General features: G+C 37.5%; 15 protein-coding genes. 7 read left to right on the top strand and 8 right to left on the bottom strand.

The genetic code is table 11. The annotated features are described in order from the left end of the window. The first annotated feature begins 13 nt into the window (after positions 1-13). From OQ268_RS09605 to cobA, 3 genes are all read left to right on the top strand, one after another. Positions 14-1,264, top strand: coding sequence for a sulfate adenylyltransferase subunit 1 (locus OQ268_RS09605; protein ID WP_265855903.1), 1,251 nt, complete (start codon positions 14-16; stop codon positions 1,262-1,264). Positions 1,265-1,569: 305 nt separating this feature from the next. Continuing rightward, positions 1,570-2,034 (top strand): hypothetical protein, encoded by a 465-nt coding sequence (locus tag OQ268_RS09610; RefSeq protein WP_265855904.1) that lies wholly within the window; start codon positions 1,570-1,572, stop codon positions 2,032-2,034. A gap of 163 nt (positions 2,035-2,197) precedes the next feature. Beyond that, on the top strand, positions 2,198-2,989 hold the full coding sequence (gene cobA / locus OQ268_RS09615; RefSeq protein WP_265855905.1) for a uroporphyrinogen-III C-methyltransferase: 792 nt from the start codon (positions 2,198-2,200) through the stop codon (positions 2,987-2,989). A 79-nt stretch (positions 2,990-3,068) separates the two neighbouring features. Here the strand turns inward: cobA and OQ268_RS09620 are convergent, their stop codons facing one another. Together OQ268_RS09620 and OQ268_RS09625 are read right to left on the bottom strand one after the other, a co-directional pair. Continuing rightward, positions 3,069-3,719, bottom strand: coding sequence for a 1-acyl-sn-glycerol-3-phosphate acyltransferase (locus OQ268_RS09620; protein ID WP_265855906.1), 651 nt, complete (start codon positions 3,717-3,719; stop codon positions 3,069-3,071). Continuing rightward, on the bottom strand, positions 3,716-4,540 hold the full coding sequence (locus OQ268_RS09625) for an alpha/beta fold hydrolase (RefSeq protein WP_265855907.1): 825 nt from the start codon (positions 4,538-4,540) through the stop codon (positions 3,716-3,718). Before OQ268_RS09625 ends, OQ268_RS09620 begins: the two co-directional genes overlap by 4 nt. Before the next feature lie 421 nt (positions 4,541-4,961). Between OQ268_RS09625 and OQ268_RS09630 the strand changes: the two genes are divergently transcribed. The 3 genes from OQ268_RS09630 to OQ268_RS09640 all read left to right on the top strand — a co-directional run bounded on the left by OQ268_RS09630 (position 4,962) and on the right by OQ268_RS09640 (position 9,651). Beyond that, positions 4,962-6,374, top strand: a complete 1,413-nt coding sequence (locus tag OQ268_RS09630) for a glycogen synthase (RefSeq protein ID WP_265855908.1) — start codon at positions 4,962-4,964, stop codon at positions 6,372-6,374. An 8-nt stretch (positions 6,375-6,382) separates the two neighbouring features. After that, positions 6,383-7,651, top strand: a complete 1,269-nt coding sequence (locus tag OQ268_RS09635; protein ID WP_265855909.1) for a glucose-1-phosphate adenylyltransferase — start codon at positions 6,383-6,385, stop codon at positions 7,649-7,651. 215 nt (positions 7,652-7,866) lie between these two features. Next, positions 7,867-9,651: a glycoside hydrolase family 15 protein gene (locus OQ268_RS09640; protein ID WP_265855910.1), complete on the top strand. Its 1,785-nt coding sequence runs from the start codon at positions 7,867-7,869 to the stop codon at positions 9,649-9,651. A gap of 217 nt (positions 9,652-9,868) precedes the next feature. Here the strand turns inward: OQ268_RS09640 and OQ268_RS09645 are convergent, their stop codons facing one another. The 6 genes from OQ268_RS09645 to OQ268_RS09670 all read right to left on the bottom strand — a co-directional run bounded on the left by OQ268_RS09645 (position 9,869) and on the right by OQ268_RS09670 (position 16,705). Continuing rightward, positions 9,869-12,058: a bifunctional alpha,alpha-trehalose-phosphate synthase (UDP-forming)/trehalose-phosphatase gene (locus tag OQ268_RS09645; protein WP_265855911.1), complete on the bottom strand. Its 2,190-nt coding sequence runs from the start codon at positions 12,056-12,058 to the stop codon at positions 9,869-9,871. A gap of 154 nt (positions 12,059-12,212) precedes the next feature. After that, positions 12,213-13,571, bottom strand: coding sequence for a sensor histidine kinase (locus tag OQ268_RS09650; protein WP_265855912.1), 1,359 nt, complete (start codon positions 13,569-13,571; stop codon positions 12,213-12,215). Between the two features lie 11 nt (positions 13,572-13,582). Then, entirely contained in the window at positions 13,583-14,953 is a 1,371-nt protein-coding gene (locus OQ268_RS09655) for a sigma-54-dependent transcriptional regulator (protein ID WP_265855913.1), read from the bottom strand. Positions 14,954-15,190: 237 nt separating this feature from the next. Then, positions 15,191-15,583 carry an endonuclease domain-containing protein gene (locus tag OQ268_RS09660; RefSeq protein ID WP_265855914.1) on the bottom strand — a complete coding sequence of 131 codons (393 nt, stop codon included), beginning with the start codon at positions 15,581-15,583 and terminating at the stop codon, positions 15,191-15,193. Positions 15,584-15,751: 168 nt separating this feature from the next. Further along, the gene (locus OQ268_RS09665; RefSeq protein ID WP_265855915.1) at positions 15,752-16,144 is read right to left on the bottom strand and encodes an endonuclease domain-containing protein; all 393 of its coding nucleotides are present in this window, start codon (positions 16,142-16,144) and stop codon (positions 15,752-15,754) included. A 168-nt stretch (positions 16,145-16,312) separates the two neighbouring features. Continuing rightward, positions 16,313-16,705 (bottom strand): endonuclease domain-containing protein, encoded by a 393-nt coding sequence (locus tag OQ268_RS09670; protein ID WP_265855916.1) that lies wholly within the window; start codon positions 16,703-16,705, stop codon positions 16,313-16,315. Positions 16,706-17,054: 349 nt separating this feature from the next. Between OQ268_RS09670 and OQ268_RS09675 the strand changes: the two genes are divergently transcribed. Then, positions 17,055-18,299 (top strand): efflux RND transporter periplasmic adaptor subunit, encoded by a 1,245-nt coding sequence (locus OQ268_RS09675; protein ID WP_265855917.1) that lies wholly within the window; start codon positions 17,055-17,057, stop codon positions 18,297-18,299. The last annotated feature ends 214 nt before the right edge of the window (positions 18,300-18,513 follow it).

The following is an 18,513-nucleotide window of genomic DNA, read 5'->3' on the forward strand; positions in this document are numbered from 1 at the left end:
CATTCTAAATAAAATGAACATACTAAAATTCTTTACCGCAGGCAGTGTAGATGATGGTAAAAGTACCTTGATTGGCCGCTTGCTTTATGATACAGATTCTATCCTGGCGGATCAATTAGAGGCCTTGCAAACATCAAACCGAAAGAATGACGATGGTACCATTGATCTGGCGATTTTAACTGATGGTTTAAGAGCCGAACGGGAGCAAGGGATCACCATCGACGTAGCTTATAAATACTTTCAAACCGCAAAGCGCAAATTTATCATTGCCGATACCCCTGGCCATATACAGTATACCAGAAACATGGTAACTGGTGCGTCTACTGCGAATTTAGCCATTATCTTAATTGATGCCCGCAACGGCGTAGTAGAACAGACCATTCGCCATTCTTACCTGGTTTCACTACTTGGCATAAAGCACGTGGTGGTTTGCATCAACAAGATGGATATGGTAGATTACAGCGAGACGGTATACAATTCTATCATCGAAAAATATAAAACTCTGGCGCAGCAGCTGAAGCTTAATGATGTTACCTATATTCCGGTTAGCGCATTAAAGGGCGACAATATTGTTCAAAATTCTGAACGTATGGATTGGTATGCTGGAGAGAGTCTACTGCACTTTTTAGAAAAAGTTGATACTGACCATCTAGATCGATCGCAGCTGGCCAGGATGCCGGTTCAGTGGGTGATTCGTCCTCAAACCGATGCATTGCATGACTATCGTGGCTATGCCGGTCGGGTGCTAAGTGGAACATTCAACGTGAACGATAAGGTTGCGATTTTGCCATCGGGAGCGAGCTCAACAATCGAGAAAATCGAATTTTTCGAAACGTCACAAGAAAGTGCACATGCAGGTCAGTCGGTCACCATTCACTTAAAAGATGATGTGGATATTAGTAGGGGAGATACCATTGTAAATGCGTCAGCTTTGCCTCAAGAATCGAAATTAATTGAAGCAGATTTATGTTGGATGGATGGTCGTGCTTTAGATCCTTCCATTATGTACCTAATACAACATAACAGCAAGGTTACCAAATGTAAGGTGAGCGAAATTTTGCACAAAGTGGATATCAACACCTTGGAGAAGCATAGCGCCGACGAGTTTAAGTTAAATGATATCGGCCGTGTAATTCTAAAAACGGCAGATGCCCTGGCCTTTGATTTATACGATGACAACAGAGCTAATGGTTCTGCAATCTTAATCGATAGCCGTACCAACCTAACGGTTGGCGCATTGATGTTTAGAACCGTAGTCCAATAAATCGCATTAACCTGTATTAAAGAGAACCACAACCAAATATCATAATGAAAATCCTAAGTTTAGGATGAAAGCAGTTTCAACGGAGCATCGTTCGCGATCGCTCCGTTTTCTGTTTAGTAGGTTATTACCTATTAGGCTGCTACAAAGTTAGTGGAAAGACTGCCGGAATTTTAAGGCGTATTATTAAACTATAATTGATCAACTCTATTTGAAAATGGATCGTTTAAATGGTTCTTATGGAAATTTTTAAAACCTTTCATCGTATTGGTATATTTAAAATATATTAAGCTTAAAAATAAAACTAGATGAAAACAAAGATTATTCACTTGCTTTTTGGCGTGCTTCCGTTTACATATGCTTGTAATTCTGCTGATAAAAAAGCTGAAGTAGTTCCAGTAGATTCTCTTATTAATCAAACCTGCTACGCATCCGCTTTCGAAAAGGACAGTGCTGCCATGATTATCAAAACGATGGCATCTGGGAAAATTTTAGGATCGCTGTTAGTGAAGTATGCTGATAAGCCCGAAAATAACGGAAAGATTGAAGGAAAATTTAAGGGTGATACCCTTATGGTTGACTATCGGTTTAATACCGGCGGTGATACAAGCAGGGTTTTTACAAATCCACTTGCTTTTTTGAAAAAAGATGGAAAACTAATTATGGGTGTGGGCCAAATTGAAACAACACTTGGCCGATCTTATTTCGTTAAAGGCAAACCGATTAATTACGAAGTGGGCAAATTTACCTTTGCTGAGGTTCCTTGCAAATAAGCATGACGTAGTAACTGTAAATTGGTGTAGGAACAAAATCCAAGTTTCTTTTTCAAGACATCAATGAATGAAGGTAAAAAAAATAAAATAAATTACTACAATTTCTATAGACTTTGTATATTTGAACAATAAATATCAGTAGAACAAAGCTATATTTCTTGTTATGATTTTAAGTAAAGTTGATAAAACGAACATTGAACCAAAGATTACGCTAATAGGCGCAGGTCCTGGCGATCCTGATTTGTTCAGTTTAAAAGGTGTTAAGGCGCTAAAAACGGCAGACGTGGTTTTATATGATGCAAATGTGAATGAGGCTTTATTGTGTCATGCACCCAATGACATTCCGAAGGTATACGTAGGCAAGCGCTCAGACGATGAAGATTTCTCGCAAGATGCTGTAAATAAACTTATGATAGATTATGCTTTAAATTATGGTCATGTAGTTCGGTTGAAGAGCGGCGACCCGTTTTTCTTTGCTAGAGGATATGAGGAGGTAGATGCTGCTGAGTCTTATAGTATCCATACTGAAATTATCCCTGGTATATCAAGTGCAACTGGGGCGCCTAGTTTGCAGAAAATTCCGATGATACATAAGGATTTAAGTCAGAGTTTTTGGGCAGTCACAGGTACAAATGGTAAAGGAGAAGTTTCCGAAGACCTATATATTGCCGCTAAAACCAAAGCAACCATTGTGGTATTAAATGGAATAGAAAAAATTAGCGAAATTGCCGCTATTTTTCAGGCTGAAAATAAAAATCTCTTGCCTGTGGCGGTAATTGAAAATGGTTCATCCAAACAAGAAAAAGTAGTGGTTGGAATTGTAGATACCATTGCCGAATTGGTAGAAGATAAAAAAATAACTGCACCTGCCTTATTGGTATTTGGAGAGGTTGTTTCATTGCATCCCCAATTTCAATCCATTAAAGATTTCTATGAAATTATAGCTGAGGCCTAGAAAGCTGTTGGTTACTTTAAATATTTTGTTTTGTTGTTTTAAACCGTTTACGCAAGTGGGCGGTTTTTTACGTTAAACACTATTCTGGTTCTTTAGTAAAACGGATGTTTTTCTTCATTGACGCCAGGTGATGCTCATTTACCTCTGCTTCCAAGCGATGAAAGTTGAAATCTTTATTGGTGCCGCAGTCTAATAAATTCATATATAAATTGGGTTTTAAGCTCTCGAAATACTCTATAAAATTCGAACTCCACATTAACTGGCAATTCGATTTAACTTTTGGTACGATTGATCCGATTCCTTCTTTAAATTTTATATACCTGATGAACATGGTTTCTAAATTGCCCTGCGGAAAGATAATCAGCAAATTGCCAGGCTCATTTAAAACCTCTATTGCGTATTCAATACTTTCTCTTGATCTAAGGTTTCCAGGAGACACAGAGAACGAACCTATGTATTTCAGCCATTTATTTTTCTCCATTTGCTGTCTAAGCGTCATGATACGTATAGTTTTTAACCTATGTACTTTATCAACTGCATTAATCACAAGGAATATCGCTAAAATACCATCCCAGAAGCTAAAGTGGTTACACATAAAGACAAAAGAATGGTTAGGCTTAATTTCTATCTGATTAAAAATAATCTTGTTGAATTTTCGCTTTACAAACCACGATAACACTTTAGCTAGCAGACGTAGAATAGGTGAGGGTAACAGCTTATCTTTAATCATATCATTAGTTTCGCAAGCTCATTAACGAATGGCTGCTTAATCATTTCATGGTTATCGTCTAAAATTATGGTATGTGAATCTTCGATAGCAAAACATAAATCTTTTAAAATACTTGGTGGATACATCTTGTCTCTCTTCCCAAATATAAAGATTGATTTGATTGGATAAGCTTGTAAGATATGCTTAAATTTAGGTCTATCAATTTCTAAACGACGGAGATAAGTAAAGCAAGCATAGAAACTAAACCTCAATTCAGCCGTGTTTATTTCATTCAAGAGAATGTTATAACTTGCATCATCAAGTAAATTTAATCGCTTAATCCCTTTTAAAAGATTGATCAAAGCTTTTTCTGAGCGGGTAAACTTTTCTAACAATTTATTACCAATCCGATTTTTCGAAATAAATTCTGTTACCACCCCCGGTTTTAGTACAGATGGGGCTATCAGTATACAATTTGTGATGCGTTCAGGAATCATCTCTACGATAGCCGTAGCATAGTGAGTGCCCATAGAATAGCCAATCACACTAAAATTATGAATATTTTGCGCAGCACAAAAATCAATAAACAGTTTTACCAATTCTGTTTTGGTTATTCCTTTTTTGATATTTTTAAGGCTATTGTCTTTCAGTTCGGTTTCTCTATGGAAAAATAAATCAAAGCCATAGAAAGTATATTTGTCTTTAAACTTTTCTTCCAAAATTTCGAACTGCCTGCAATGCATGCCATAACCGTGGAAGCAGAGCATAATTTCTGGTCCTTTTCCAAAAACGCAATAACTTAGTTTAGCCAACTCATGGTCGAAAAATTTCGTACTATTCATTAACGGCAAGTTCAGTTAAGCGAAGGATAAAGAGCCTTATTCGGCATATTTGTACGGTAAATTACTAGGTTTTCGATTCTAAGAGAAAGAGATTGCATTTGGCAGAAAATCTTTCCAGTTGTAATTATTACCCACTTATTTGATAAACCTTCGCTACCATTTACTTTGGAGGTTAATAACCTTTGCTTTTCCATCGATTTTATCAATACCTTTTAACTGCCGAAAATATGAAAAAACTAGGGCTTGGAAAAATTTAACTTCTGGTTTAGCTTTTTGTGATTTATGGGGTGTATCAAACGCGAATAAAATTGATCCTTATTTAAGGGATGGTAGGGTCAAAGTCATCGAAAATTAATTTCGAATTATTTTCAAATTAGAAAACAATTACTATCTTAACAAAGTTATCTACACCAAATATTTAATGGAAATTATACATATTAGCGCCGAGTGTTATCCTGTTGCAAAAGTTGGCGGTTTGGCCGATGTAGTAGGCGCTTTGCCCAAATATCAGAATAAAATTGGCCACATTGCCAAAGTGGTAGTACCTGCTTACGAAACTAAATTTGTTAGAGAGAATGAGTATGATATAGCCTATGATGCCTGGAGCAACTACGGTAATCATCATTTCTCTTACCGTGTTTTAAAGGAAAAAACAAATAAATTGGGTTTTGATTTGTATATTGTTCATATACAAGGACTAACAGACCGACCTAATGTTTATGGTTACGATGATGATACAGAGCGATTTATTGCATTTCAGATTGCCACATTAGATTGGATTACACAATGGGAGCATCGCCCGGATGTTATCCACTGTCACGATCACCATACGGGTTTAATTCCGTTTATGGTTTCAAACTGTTTAAAATACCAAAACATAAGTAAAGTACCTACTATTTTAACTATTCACAATGCCCAATACCAAGGGCAGTTTGGCTGGGATAAGCTTTATTATCTACCTGCCTTTGATTTATGGAAGGGTGGTTTGCTGGGCTGGGAAGATGCCATAAATCCATTGGCAGCGGCGATTAAATGCGCCTGGAGGGTAACTACCGTTTCTCCAAGTTATTTAGAGGAGATGATGAATAACGCCCGAGGTTTAGAAAGTCTGTTAAGGCAAGAGCGCTGGAAATCGGTTGGAATTTTGAACGGCATAGATAACGAAGTTTGGGATCCCGCAACTGATCCGATGTTAGGTAAAAGTTACAATCTAAAAACTGTCGAATCAGGAAAGGCTGCAAACAAAAAGGCGCTTTGCGATGTTTTTCAACTAGATTCATCAAAACCATTATTCACTTTTATAGGTAGGCTGGTTGATGAAAAAGGAGCAGATTTATTACCCGATATCATTTATACTGCTTTGCAACAACATGGAGATGAGATCAATGTACTTATTTTAGGTTCTGGAGATACGTGGGTTGAGGGTAGGCTAAACCAATTGAAAGATAACTTCTTCGGGAAGTACAATGTTTATATAGGTTATAACGAGCAAGTGTCTCACGAAATGTATGCTGGCGCAGATTTTCTGCTTATGCCATCAAGAGTGGAACCATGCGGACTCAACCAGTTGTATGCTTTAAGGTATGGAACGGTTCCTATTGTTAGGAGAATTGGAGGGTTAAAAGATACTGTAGTAGACATTGGAGATGGAGGATTTGGCATCTGCCATGATCAAACCAGCATATGGGATGTTACGCAAGCTATAGCACGTGCCATTAACCTTTATGCTGATAAAAAAGCCTTTAAAGCAGTGCGCAAAACAATGATGAAGATTGACCACTCTTGGGATCGTGCTGCAAAGAATTATATTGAATTGTACCAAATATTAAAATAAGCTTAAACATGACTGACAAAGTTTTAGGCGTTATCCTTGGCGGTGGCCAAGGCTCTAGATTATCGCCATTAACACAAACACGTTCTAAACCTGCAGTACCAATTGCGGGTAAGTATCGGCTGGTAGACATCCCAATCTCTAATTGCCTAAATTCTGGCATACACCGCATGTTTGTGTTAACACAGTTTAATTCAGCATCCCTAAATAAACATATTAAGAATACTTATCACTTTAGCCATTTTAGTAAGGCTTTTGTTGATATTCTTGCGGCAGAGCAAACTGTGCAAAATGCAGGCTGGTTTCAGGGCACTGCAGATGCCGTTAGACAGTGCATGCACCACATCGTTTCGCATGAGTTCGATTATATTTTAATTCTTTCTGGAGATCAACTCTACCAGATGGATTTTAAAGATATGATTGAAAAACACATTGAGGCTAATGCCGAAATTACCATTGCTACCATTCCGGTAACCGCTAAAGATGCCACAGATTTTGGAATTTTGAAGGCTGATGAGGCGAACATGATTACATCTTTTATCGAAAAACCTAAAACTGGTCTGGAAGCTTGGGTTTCTGATACGGGTTCAGAGATGCAAGGCGAGGGACGTGATTTTCTTGCTTCGATGGGGATTTACGTGTTCAATCGTGAATACCTTATCAACATATTAAATGAAAACGAAGACGAAAAAGACTTCGGTAAGGAAATATTGCCAAGGGCGATTACACAAAGTAGAGTGCTAAGTTACCAATATGAGGGTTACTGGACTGACATCGGAAATATATCATCTTTCTTCGAAGCTAATTTAGGGCTCACAGATGAGATTCCGAAGTTTAATATGTTTGATAGTGACCACACGATCTTTACAAGGGCTCGAATGCTTCCTCCATCGAAAATTTCTGGAACAACACTAGAAAAAACAGTTATTGCAGAGGGCTGTATTATTCAGGCAAGCAGAATAGAACATGCTGTGCTGGGGATTCGTGCAAGAATTGGCAAGGATACAGTAGTTACCAATACCTACGTAATGGGGAGCGATAGGTACCAAACCCTCGAAGAAATTCAAGTTGAAACCAATAAAGGAAACTCATTGATTGGTATTGGAGACCGATGCTATATTAATAATGCCATTATCGATAAAAACTGCCGCATTGGTAATGATGTGAAAATTAACGGTGGTGCGCATTTGGAAGATGGCGACTTTGAACTTTACGCGGTAAAGGATGGTATTGTAGTGATTAAGAAAGGTGCAGTTTTACCAAGTGGAACAGTAATATAATCCATAAAATATTAACCATATTAAAACCAGTGCTGCAAGTCGGCATTGGTTTTTTTGTTTCTAATAAATAATTTTCTGCAAACTCATTTAAAGGGTTCGTTAGATTTTAACAGTGGTTAGCTAAACGCAATTAGTCAATTTTATATTTGCTTAAAATGTCTTTTTTTGCAACATTTTCGTCGACAGCTTGTTAGTAAATAAACTTAAAAAAGCTTATGGCTGAACAACATCTTTACCAAACGGGAATAATTGGAAATTGTGCTTTTTTGGCACATGTAAATAAGAATACAGATATATCATGGTTGTGCTGGCCACGTTTCGATAGCCCTTTCGTTTTTGGAAGTATGCTAGATAAAAAGAAGGGTGGCGAGTTTTCTATTCTTCCACAGGGTGAATATGAATCGGAACAGTACTATGTCGAAAATACAAACGTTTTAAGGACGGAAATAACCGCTGAGGACGGAAAATACAGGATCACCGATTTTGCACCACGTTTTCGCTTGTATGAGCGATATTTTAAACCGCTAATGTTAATTCGCAAAATTGAGCCTTTAGAGGGCAATCCGCGGATAACGATAAAATGTGAACCTGTTTGTGATTATGGCAAGAACAAGATGCGTGCCGTTAGAGGCAGTAACCATATCGATTACATTGGCTGTGATGAGAATCTTCGCTTAAGTACCAATATTTCTTTAACATACATTGTTGATGAGAAAGCATTCGTGCTGAATGATGAGAAATATTTAATTATGACATATGGGGAAAACCTAGAAGCGCCCATTATTAGTACTGCTGAAAATTTCCTTCGCGAAACTATGTCTTACTGGCGCTTATGGATTAAACATTCAACTATTGCGGGGTTTTACCAGCCGTTTGTAATAAGGTCTGCTCTGGTATTGAAAATTCATCAATACGAAGACACTGGCGCAATAATCGCAGCAAGCACAACAAGCTTACCAGAATCTCCCGGCAGCACCCGAAATTGGGATTACCGTTATTGTTGGTTAAGGGATTCGCATTATGTACTTACATCGCTCAACCATATTGGCCACTTTGAGGAGATGGAAAAGTATTTTAATTACCTTTCTGATATTTCTTACGCTGAGGATACCCGGTACCAACCCCTATACGGCATAGCTGGCGAACGAGAAATTACTGAACGAACTCTCGAACATTTAGATGGCTATCTCGGAGAGCAACCCATTCGGATCGGAAATCAGGCGTACGAACATATTCAGAATGATATTTACGGACAGGTTTTAATTTCGATGCTACCATTATATACTGATCATCGTTTTGTATTCTCTGAGCGTGGCGATTCTGTGAAATGGATAGAAAGCGTACTGTCTAAAATGGAAAGAACTATTGATGAAAAAGATGCTGGAATATGGGAGTTCAGAAACATCGCTAACGTACATTGCTACAGTAATTTATTTCAGTGGGCTGGTGCACAGGCAGCATTAAAGATGGCAAAAACCATTGGTAATGAGGATTTTGAAACGCGTGCGCAAATTTTAATTGATAAGGCTGCGGCACACATCGAGGCATGCTACGATCCAAAACGTAAAGTTTATACCAATGCTGTGGGTAGCGATCATCTCGATGCAAGTACCTTGCAGCTTATAATGATGAATTATCTCGACCCTGCATCAGACCGGGCTAAAGATCATCTTATTGCACTAGAGAACGAATTAAAAACGGAAGATGGTTTATTTTACAGGTATTTGCATGCCGATGATTTCGGAAAGCCGAAGACCACTTTCTTGATTTGCGCATTCTGGTATGTAGAAGCATTGGCTTGTGTAGGCAGGGTAGATGAAGCGATTACGGAGTTTGAACACATTATCAAATATTGCAATCACCTATTGCTCTTTAGTGAAGATGTTGATGCAAAAACAGGTAGTCAGTGGGGTAATTTTCCACAGGCATATAGCCATGTAGGGCTTATGAATGCTGCATATAAAATTGCTATTAAACTAGATAGGCCTATTTTTCTGTAACTATAGCTATAAGCTTGCCAGTTGCATATAAATAGCAAAGACCCTTCACTATAGTTTCAAAAATCAACAGCGAAGGGTTTTTTATACACCGATTTCTAAATAATATCCGTTGAGATATGAAAAGCTTGGAACGCAAAAAACCGAGTATGCCGGTTAAGTTTGGTTTAACTTACCACGTACTCGGCTTTAAATTAACCGCAAAACCTTTGCACAGTTCTTAACTTCTATCTATAAATTCTTCCTTAACTAAACTCCAGAGCAGCTTTCTAACCTCTTTAAAATCATTTAAATAATATTTCGCTTCAGATAAATTGTTACCCACCTTTACGGTAAAAGCATCACTGGGGAGCGCTCTAAAAATATCCTCGTCGGTATGGTCATCACCTAGGGCGATAATAAAATCAGGATGTTTACCGTACAGCCAATTAAGGGCGGCTTTACCTTTATTTACTTCCATATTTTTGAATTCGATAATCTTATTTCCGGGCATCAACTGTAAGCCTTTATCTGCGGCTAAAATTTTCATGTGACTTACAATCTCGTTAGCTCTTAAATCGCCTAATCCTTCTTCTGCTTTGCGGTAATGCCAAACCAGCGAATAGCTTTTTTCCTCGATGAAAGATCCCGGTGTCCGATCTGTATAAGTATCTAAAAGCGCCTTAATCTCACTTTTCCACTGATCGGTGAGTAGGGGCAAAGAGTGCCATTTATCGCCATGCGATTTTTGCCACGCCCCATGCTCGGCTATCAGATCTACTTGCAGATGGCCAAACCACCTTTCGAGGGTTTCATGTTGTCGGCCACTTATAATTACCACAGTATTTGCTTTATCCAAAACAAGGTTTTCAATCAGGTCGTATAATTCATCATCAGGAGATGCATCATCTATATTACCTGTAAAATCGACTAACGTTCCATCGTAGTCTAGAAATAGCACCCGACTTTTTGTGTTTGCATATTTTGCTGCAATAACTTCATTAATGTTGTTAACTGCATGCTTTGTCAATAATGATTTTTGAGAATCTTTCACTTCGTTTAATCTTAAAATAAAATTATTTACCCAATGTTTTACATTGTATTTTTCTACAACAGCACGCATGGCTTTCATGCGCAATTGCTGTTCTTCCAAGGGCATTTTCAGGGCACTTACAATAGCTTCCATAATATCTCCCAAGTTGTTTGGATTGACGACGAGAGCATCTGTTAATTCTTTTGATGCGCCTGCCATTTCGCTTAATATCAGTACCCCGTCATCGTTATTCCTGCTGGCGATGTATTCTTTGCTTACCAGATTCATTCCGTCACGCATGGGTGTTACCAGGCAAATATCTGCAGAAGAGTAAAGTGCAGATAAAACTTCGATAGGAAAAGAACGATAAAAATAGTTAACGGGAATCCAATCCATCGAACGATACCTGGCGTTTAAATTGCCAACAAACTGGTCTATCTGCTCTCGAAGGTCGCTGTATTGCGGAACAGTATCTCTGGAAGGAACCACAATCATAAAAAGCTCGATTTTTCCGATAAATTCGGGATGCATCTGTAATAATAATTCCAGTGCTTTTAATCGTTCTAAAATGCCTTTGCTATAATCTAAGCGATCGATTGAAAGAATAATTTTCACATTTTCCTTGCCTTCTTTAAAATATCCAATCTCTCTTTTAACCTCTTCGGTTGACACCAGAGATGAGAACTTCTCGTAGTCAATTCCCATTGGAAAAGCCTCAATTACTATCTGTCTTTCGTGACTATGAAGTACGTTAGATGACGAATTTACAGGTAGTAGCCTTGTTGCGGTACTGATGAAGTGCCGTACATCATCGTAGGTATGGAAGCCAATTAAATCTGCCCCAATCAAACCATTTAAAAGTTCTTCCCGCCAAGGAATAAGCCTAAATATTTCGTAAGATGGGAAAGGAATATGCTGGAAAAATCCGATTGTTGCTGACGGCATTTTTTCGCGTAAGATCCCCGGCAGGAGTAAAAGTTGGTAGTCCTGGATCCAAATCTTATCGGTTCTACCAAGCACCTGCATAGCGCATTTTGCAAATTTCTGATTTACCGATTGGTAAAAATCCCAGTAATTTTGCTCATAATGCGCATAGGTTACCAAATAATGAAACACTGGCCATAAAATTTCATTCGAAAAACCTTCATAATATAGGTTTATTTCCTCTTGGGTAAGAAACACGGGGTAGAGGTTGAGTTCGCCAAGTTTTTGAATTACCTCTTCCTGACGATTTTCGGGGACGTCAATCCCTGGCCATCCAATCCAGATAGAATTGCCGCTTTTGTACACATCTCCTAGTCCAGTTGCGAGGCCACCCTCACTCGGAATAAAAGTATACTCGTTATCTTTTTCGATAATTTTAACAGGTAATCTATTCGATATTATAACAGTTTTCATGCTTGTATTTGTTGTATCCACATTAATAAAAGCATGTTATTCCCTTTTTGTTTGATTTTTTTCTCTAAAACAACATTAAGATGATAGCAAAAAGGTGCCGTAAAAAGTCTTTTTCTACAGAGAAATCAAGTGAGAAATAATGGTTTAAGAGGGCTTAGCTATAGTTAAAAACGAGTGAAAATATGGTCAGCTCGTTCGGCATGGAAGAAACTTCTATGCTTCCCTTATGCATTTTCATAATATTTCTGCTGATGGTTAAACCTATTCCTGATCCATTTTTTCGGGTAGTATAAAATGGGACGAAAATTTTTTCAAGATCTGCTGTTGCAATTCCGCTTCCATTGTCAATTACGTCGATGTAAATTTTAGTATTCTCCAAACGATATTGAACACTTATGTGCGGCATTTCTACGTTTGAAACTGCATGGATGCTATTGGTGATTAAGTTGATAAGGGTTTGCTCAATTAATTTTAAATCTAGCTGAACGGATATTTTGGATGATGTTTGTTCTACATCCAACACAACCTGGTTTACTTTAGCAAATGGTTGCATTAACACCTTAATATGCTTCAAAATTTCGCCAATGGTATGGGATTGAAGGTTTGGTGTTGGTAATTCTGCAATTAATCGGTAATCTTTAACAAAATCTAATAAGCCAGCCGAACGTCTCTTAATAGTTTGCATGGCGGTTTTAAGATCGTCCATTTCATCGCCTGCTAAATTTGTTTTCTCATTTACCATACTGTTAATGGTATCAGATAAGGAGCTGATAGGTGTAATAGAATTTAAAATTTCATGCGAAATTACTCCAATAAGGCGGTTCCAAGCTTCAGTTTCCTTTTGCTCGATCTCATCTTTTATATTCTGGAAACTGATGATGCTGTAATTTTTTTCAAAAAGGTTTAATGGAATTACCTCTATAGAAAGTTGTATTGGTTTATCATGGATCTTGAACTCAAGAAAGCGCTTTCCACCTGAGGCAATAAGATCTATCTCTTTGGCAAAGTCGGGTAAGTGCTGTTGTAGCCTATGCCAGTACTTAAATGCTGGCACACCCAACAGGTTAGAAGCGGCTTGATTAAAAAATGCAATTTCCTCATTCTGCTGATCAAGCACTTTTTTGTTAATTACAATAACGCCAACTGGAACCTGCTCTAAAATGGTTTTAATTAACTCGAACATCGCCTCCTGTTCCAACTTAATTTGTTTATGTACTTGCAGTATGTCTCCAAATGATTGGTATAATTCGGGAAAGCTGCCTTTAGTGACTTTGTTCTTGAAATTCAAAGTATGATCCCGTGTCTTAACCGCCAGGATAAATCGGTTAATATCTGATCGGATCTCGTTGATATAGTAATAGAGTGAAATAATAGATGCCAAGAAGAGCAAACTTGCCCCGAAGATCGAAAACCAAAGTTGTGTGCTGCTAATAAGGTAGTAAAGTAAGTAACCTAGCAAATTAATAAAAATCAGCTTAGTTAAAAGACGGAAAGTAAAGCGTTTATAAAACATGTTTTTTGAACTTAGATTCCGAACTTTTCTATCCGCCTGTAAAGTGCAGCCCTTGTAAGCCCTAAATCGTTGGCAGCTTTAGAGATGTTTCCTTTATGTTTATCTATTGCCTTTTGCACCATCATTTTCTCCATATCTTCAAGAGGCATTTCATCGGGAATGGTGTTTTGCTGACTAAAACGTTGGGGGCTAAGTTGTAAATCCTGTTCGGTTATTTCATCGGCATCGCCCATAATTACGGCCCGTTCAATTACGTGTTGCAATTCACGAACGTTTCCTGGCCATCTGTAGCTTAATAAAATATCATTTGCCTTTGCAGTTAAAGATCGAATATTTTTGTGGTACTTCGCGTTAAAGCCTCTCATGAAATAATTTGCCAGCCGCAGAATGTCTTCGCCTCGCTTTCTAAGTGGAGGTAAAATTAGTTCAACGGTATTAATTCTGTACAGTAAATCTTGCCTAAAGGTATTTTTTGTTACCATCTCATCTAAAGGCATGTTGGTTGCGGTAATAAGTCTCACATTTACTTTTCGCTCCTTACTTTCGCCCAACCTTATAACGGTGCGGTTCTGCAAAACACTTAAAAGCTTTGCTTGTAGTGGTAATGTTAAGTTGCCAATTTCATCAAGAAAAATTGTGCCACCATCCGCCAGCTCAAATCGGCCAGGTTTATCCTCTTTGGCATCAGTGAATGCACCCTTGGCATAGCCAAAAAGCTCGCTTTCGAACAAATTCTCATTTAAAGAGCCTAAGTCGACATGCATAAATACCTGGTTTCTGCGCATGGATTTCGCATGAAGTTCGTAGGCAAAAACCTGTTTTCCTGTACCATTTTCACCTAATATCAACACATTCGCATCGGTTGGCGCTACCTTTAATAGCGTAGATTGTAGTTGTTGAATTATTGCCGAGTCACCAACGATATGCTCAAAACCTCGGGTCATATCTTTTTGTAAAGAATTATGAATTTTTTCTAATTTCTTTACCTTTTTTGTTGATGCCCTCAGCTTTGCGGCCGCAGAAAGTGTGGCAAAGAGTTTCTCATTTTCCCAGGGTTTTAAGATAAAGTCTGTTGCACCATTTTTAATGGCTTTAACCGCAAGTTCGACACTGCCAAATGCAGTCATCAAAATGATAACATAATCTTTTTCTATAGATAAAATATGTTCTAACCAATAGAGCCCTTCCCGTCCATCACTGGCGCCCTTTTGATAGTTCATATCGAGCAAAATAATATCTACATCATATTTACTTAATAAAACATTAATTTCTTTAGGCGATTTACAAGTGATTACTTGATTAAAATGTTGTTTTAAAAATAAACGAGCACTTAATAAGATATCATCATCATCATCTATTACTAATATATTTGCTTCTGTCATTTTTTAGCCTCACCCTAAATCCGTCTCCACAAGGAGAGGGAGTTTGAATAGTAGGGGCACTATTTTAAATTTTTATCTTTTTACCTCACCCTATTAAAGGTATTGGTCTATATTTTTTTGTGCTGTCCCTCTCCTTGAAGAGAGGGATTAAAAGCCTAGCGGTTTAAACCTAAATTGCAGATTTTTTTTTTACTCCATATTTTCTGCTCCACGCCCCCTCTCTTCAAGGAGAGGGGATTAAGGGGTGAGGTTTTTACTTTGCAAATAACTTTTAATTGTACTCAAAACTATCTCCAAATTACTATTTACCATTTCATTTGTGAACCTGATTATTGTAATTCCTAGCTCTTCAAGTTCGTAAGTTCTATTTTTATCATGCTCGGCATTCTCATGTTGGTCATGTATTCCTCCATCAATTTCTATTACAAGCTTAGCGTCATAACAATAGAAATCTGCAATGTATTTGTTTAAGGGATGTTGCCTTCTAAATTTAAAACCCAAAACTTTTCTGTTTCTTAAACTTTGCCAAATCAGATTTTCAGCATCAGTTTGTGTTTTTCTCAGGACTTTGGAAAATTCAAAAAGCTTTGCATTCGCACCTTTAAATAATTCATCACCGTAATTTTCCATCGTACTTATTTTTTACCGCACCCTGTTAAAGGCATTGGTTTATGTTTTTTAGTGCTGCCCCTCTCCTTAAAGAGAGGGATTAAAAGCCTAGCGGTTTAAACCTAAATTGCAGATTGTTTTTTACTCCATATCTTCTGCTCAACACCCCCTCTCTTCAAGGAGAGGGGATTAAGGGGTGAGGTTTTTACTTAGCAAATAACTTTTAATCTTACTCAAAACTATCTCCAAATTACTATTTACCATTTCATTTGTGAACCTGATTATTGTAATTCCTAGCTCTTCAAGTTCGTAAGTTCTATTTTTATCATGCTCGGCATTCTCATGTTGGTCATGTATTCCTCCATCAATTTCTATTACAAGCTTAGCTTCATAACAATAGAAATCTGCAATATATTTGTCTAAGGGATGTTGCCTTCTAAATTTAAAACCCAAAACTTTTCTGTTTCTTAAACTTTGCCAAATCAGATTTTCTGCATCAGTTTGCGTTTTTCTCAAGACTTTGGAAAATTCAAAAAGCTTTGCATTCGCACCTTTAAATAATTCATCACCGTAATTTTCCATCGTACTTATTTTTTACCTCACCCTATTAAAGGCATTGGTCTATGTTTTTTTGTGCTGTCCCTCTCCTTGAAGAGAGGGATTAAAGGCTAGTAGTTTAAGCCAAATTGCAAATTATTTTTTTTACTCCATATTCTCTGCTTTACGCCCCCTCTCTTCAAGGAGAGGGGATTAAGGGGTGAGGTTTTTACTTTGCAAATAACTTTTAATCGTACTCAAAACTTTATCCAAATTACTATTTACCATTTCATTTGTGAACCTGATTATTGTAATTCCTAGCTCTTCAAGTTCGTAAGTTCTATTTTTATCATGCTCGGCATTCTCATTTTGGTCATGTATTCCTCCATCAATTTCTATTACAAGCTTAGCTTCATAACAATAGAAATCTGCAATATATTTGTCTAAGGGATGTTGCCTTCTAAATTTAAAACCCAAAACTTTTCTGTTTCTTAAACTTTGCCAAATCAGATTTTCCGCATCAGTTTGCGTTTTTCTCAAGACTTTGGAAAATTCAAAAAGCTTTGCATTCGCACCTTTAAATAATTCATCACCGTAATTTTCCATCGTACTTATTTTTTACCTCACCCTATTAAAGGCATTAGTTTATGTTTTTTTAGTGCTGTCCCTCTCCTTGAAGAGAGGGATTTAAGTAATGGTGGTTTAAGTCAATTTGCATTGTGTATAATTTTTGTACCCATTATCTTTTGCTCCACGCCCCCTCTCTTCAAGGAGAGGGGATTAAGGGGTGAGGTAAAATTATACCAAACTGTTCAACACTGTACAGCTACTGTTCGATATTGAACATATATTTTTTGATAATAAATTTATATGTCTGATAATCAATTATTTAAAATTTAGAATCCTATTGGCACAAACTTGGCAAAAGGCCATAACGATAATACCATAAAAACAAATGGATAGGATAGTAGAGAAAAAGAGATTTAATAAAAAAACAATTATCATTATAGTTGCGGCGTTTGTATTTGTTGCTTTGCTTGGCTATGGTTACAATTTATCGTTAAACAAAGTCTATAAAGCCGATGCTGATAAAATAACATTAAGCAAAGTAATATATGCAGATTTTGAAGACGTAGTTTTGCTAAATGCAAGCGTGGTGCCCTTAACTTCAGTTATTGTAAGTTCTGCCGAAGGGGGTACAGTGGCGGAGATTTTCACCGAGAACGGTTCATCGGTAGTTAAGGGGAAGCCATTATTGAGAATTGCAAATGCGAACGCCATGATGGGATATACCTCTCAACAAACGGCCGCTACCGAGCAAATTAACCAGCTGAGGAAATCAAGATTGGATTTAGAGCAAAATCAACGAATTTTAAATCAAGATGTTCTGGAGGTTGAGAACGGATTGCGTACTGCTGCCCGCCAATATCGTTTAGATAGCGGATTGTTTGCCAAAAAAGTAATTACCCTGCAAGAGTTTAACAAATCAAGCCAGGATTATGAATATTACCAAGGCAAACTCAAGATTGTGCGTCAGGCTGTGAAGCAAGAAAACCAAAGTCGTAAAATGCAACTGGCTCAGATTGATCAATCGATGGAACAAATGAACGAAAGCTTGGATATGATTAGAAAAAACATCGAAAACATGACCATTACCGCTCCAGTTTCTGGGAAACTTTCGAGTTACGATCCGGTAATTGGAAAATCTTACAATGCCAATGAAATGATTGGTAAAATCGACGTTTTGCAAGGTTACAAGTTACAAGCAGGGGTTGATGAATATTATATCAATCGGGTAAAAGAAGGACAAACAGCATCTTGCGAATTCAATGGCAACAACTATCAGCTTACAGTAAGCAAGGTTATACCGGAAGTAAGTGCAGGTCAGTTTCAAGTGGAAATGGTTTTTGTTGGCAAAGCTCCGGATGGGTTGAGAAGAGGGGTATCGCTGCAAACGAAATTAACCCTCTCTGACAATAGTAAATCATTGCTACTTCCTCAAGGTCAGTTTTTTCAAAGCACTGGCGGAAGTTGGGTATTTGTAGTTGCTAACGGAAAAGCAACAAAAAGAAATGTGAAAATTGGCCGTAAAAACTATTTGTATTATGAAGTTTTAGAAGGTTTGGAAAAAGATGAACAAGTAATAACCTCATCTTATGACCAATTTAACCAATATGATATCATAGAAATTAACAAGTAGATATGAGTATTGAGATTTGAGACTTGATTTCATAGCGGCTGACGATAGAAAATTACTAAGAATAGGTTGGTAAAGCTCCATGTCAGGTGCGTTGACTGGAGCAACCAACTTTAAGATAACACAACACAACTTTCCCTGAAAGGGAGGAGTTAAAAACGAAATATTTCAAGTCTTGATGCCTACCTGTCGGCAGACAGGCTTGATATTAAATAAT

Source organism: Pedobacter sandarakinus, from assembly GCF_026240095.1.
Classification (GTDB): Bacteria; Bacteroidota; Bacteroidia; order Sphingobacteriales; family Sphingobacteriaceae; genus Pedobacter; species Pedobacter sandarakinus.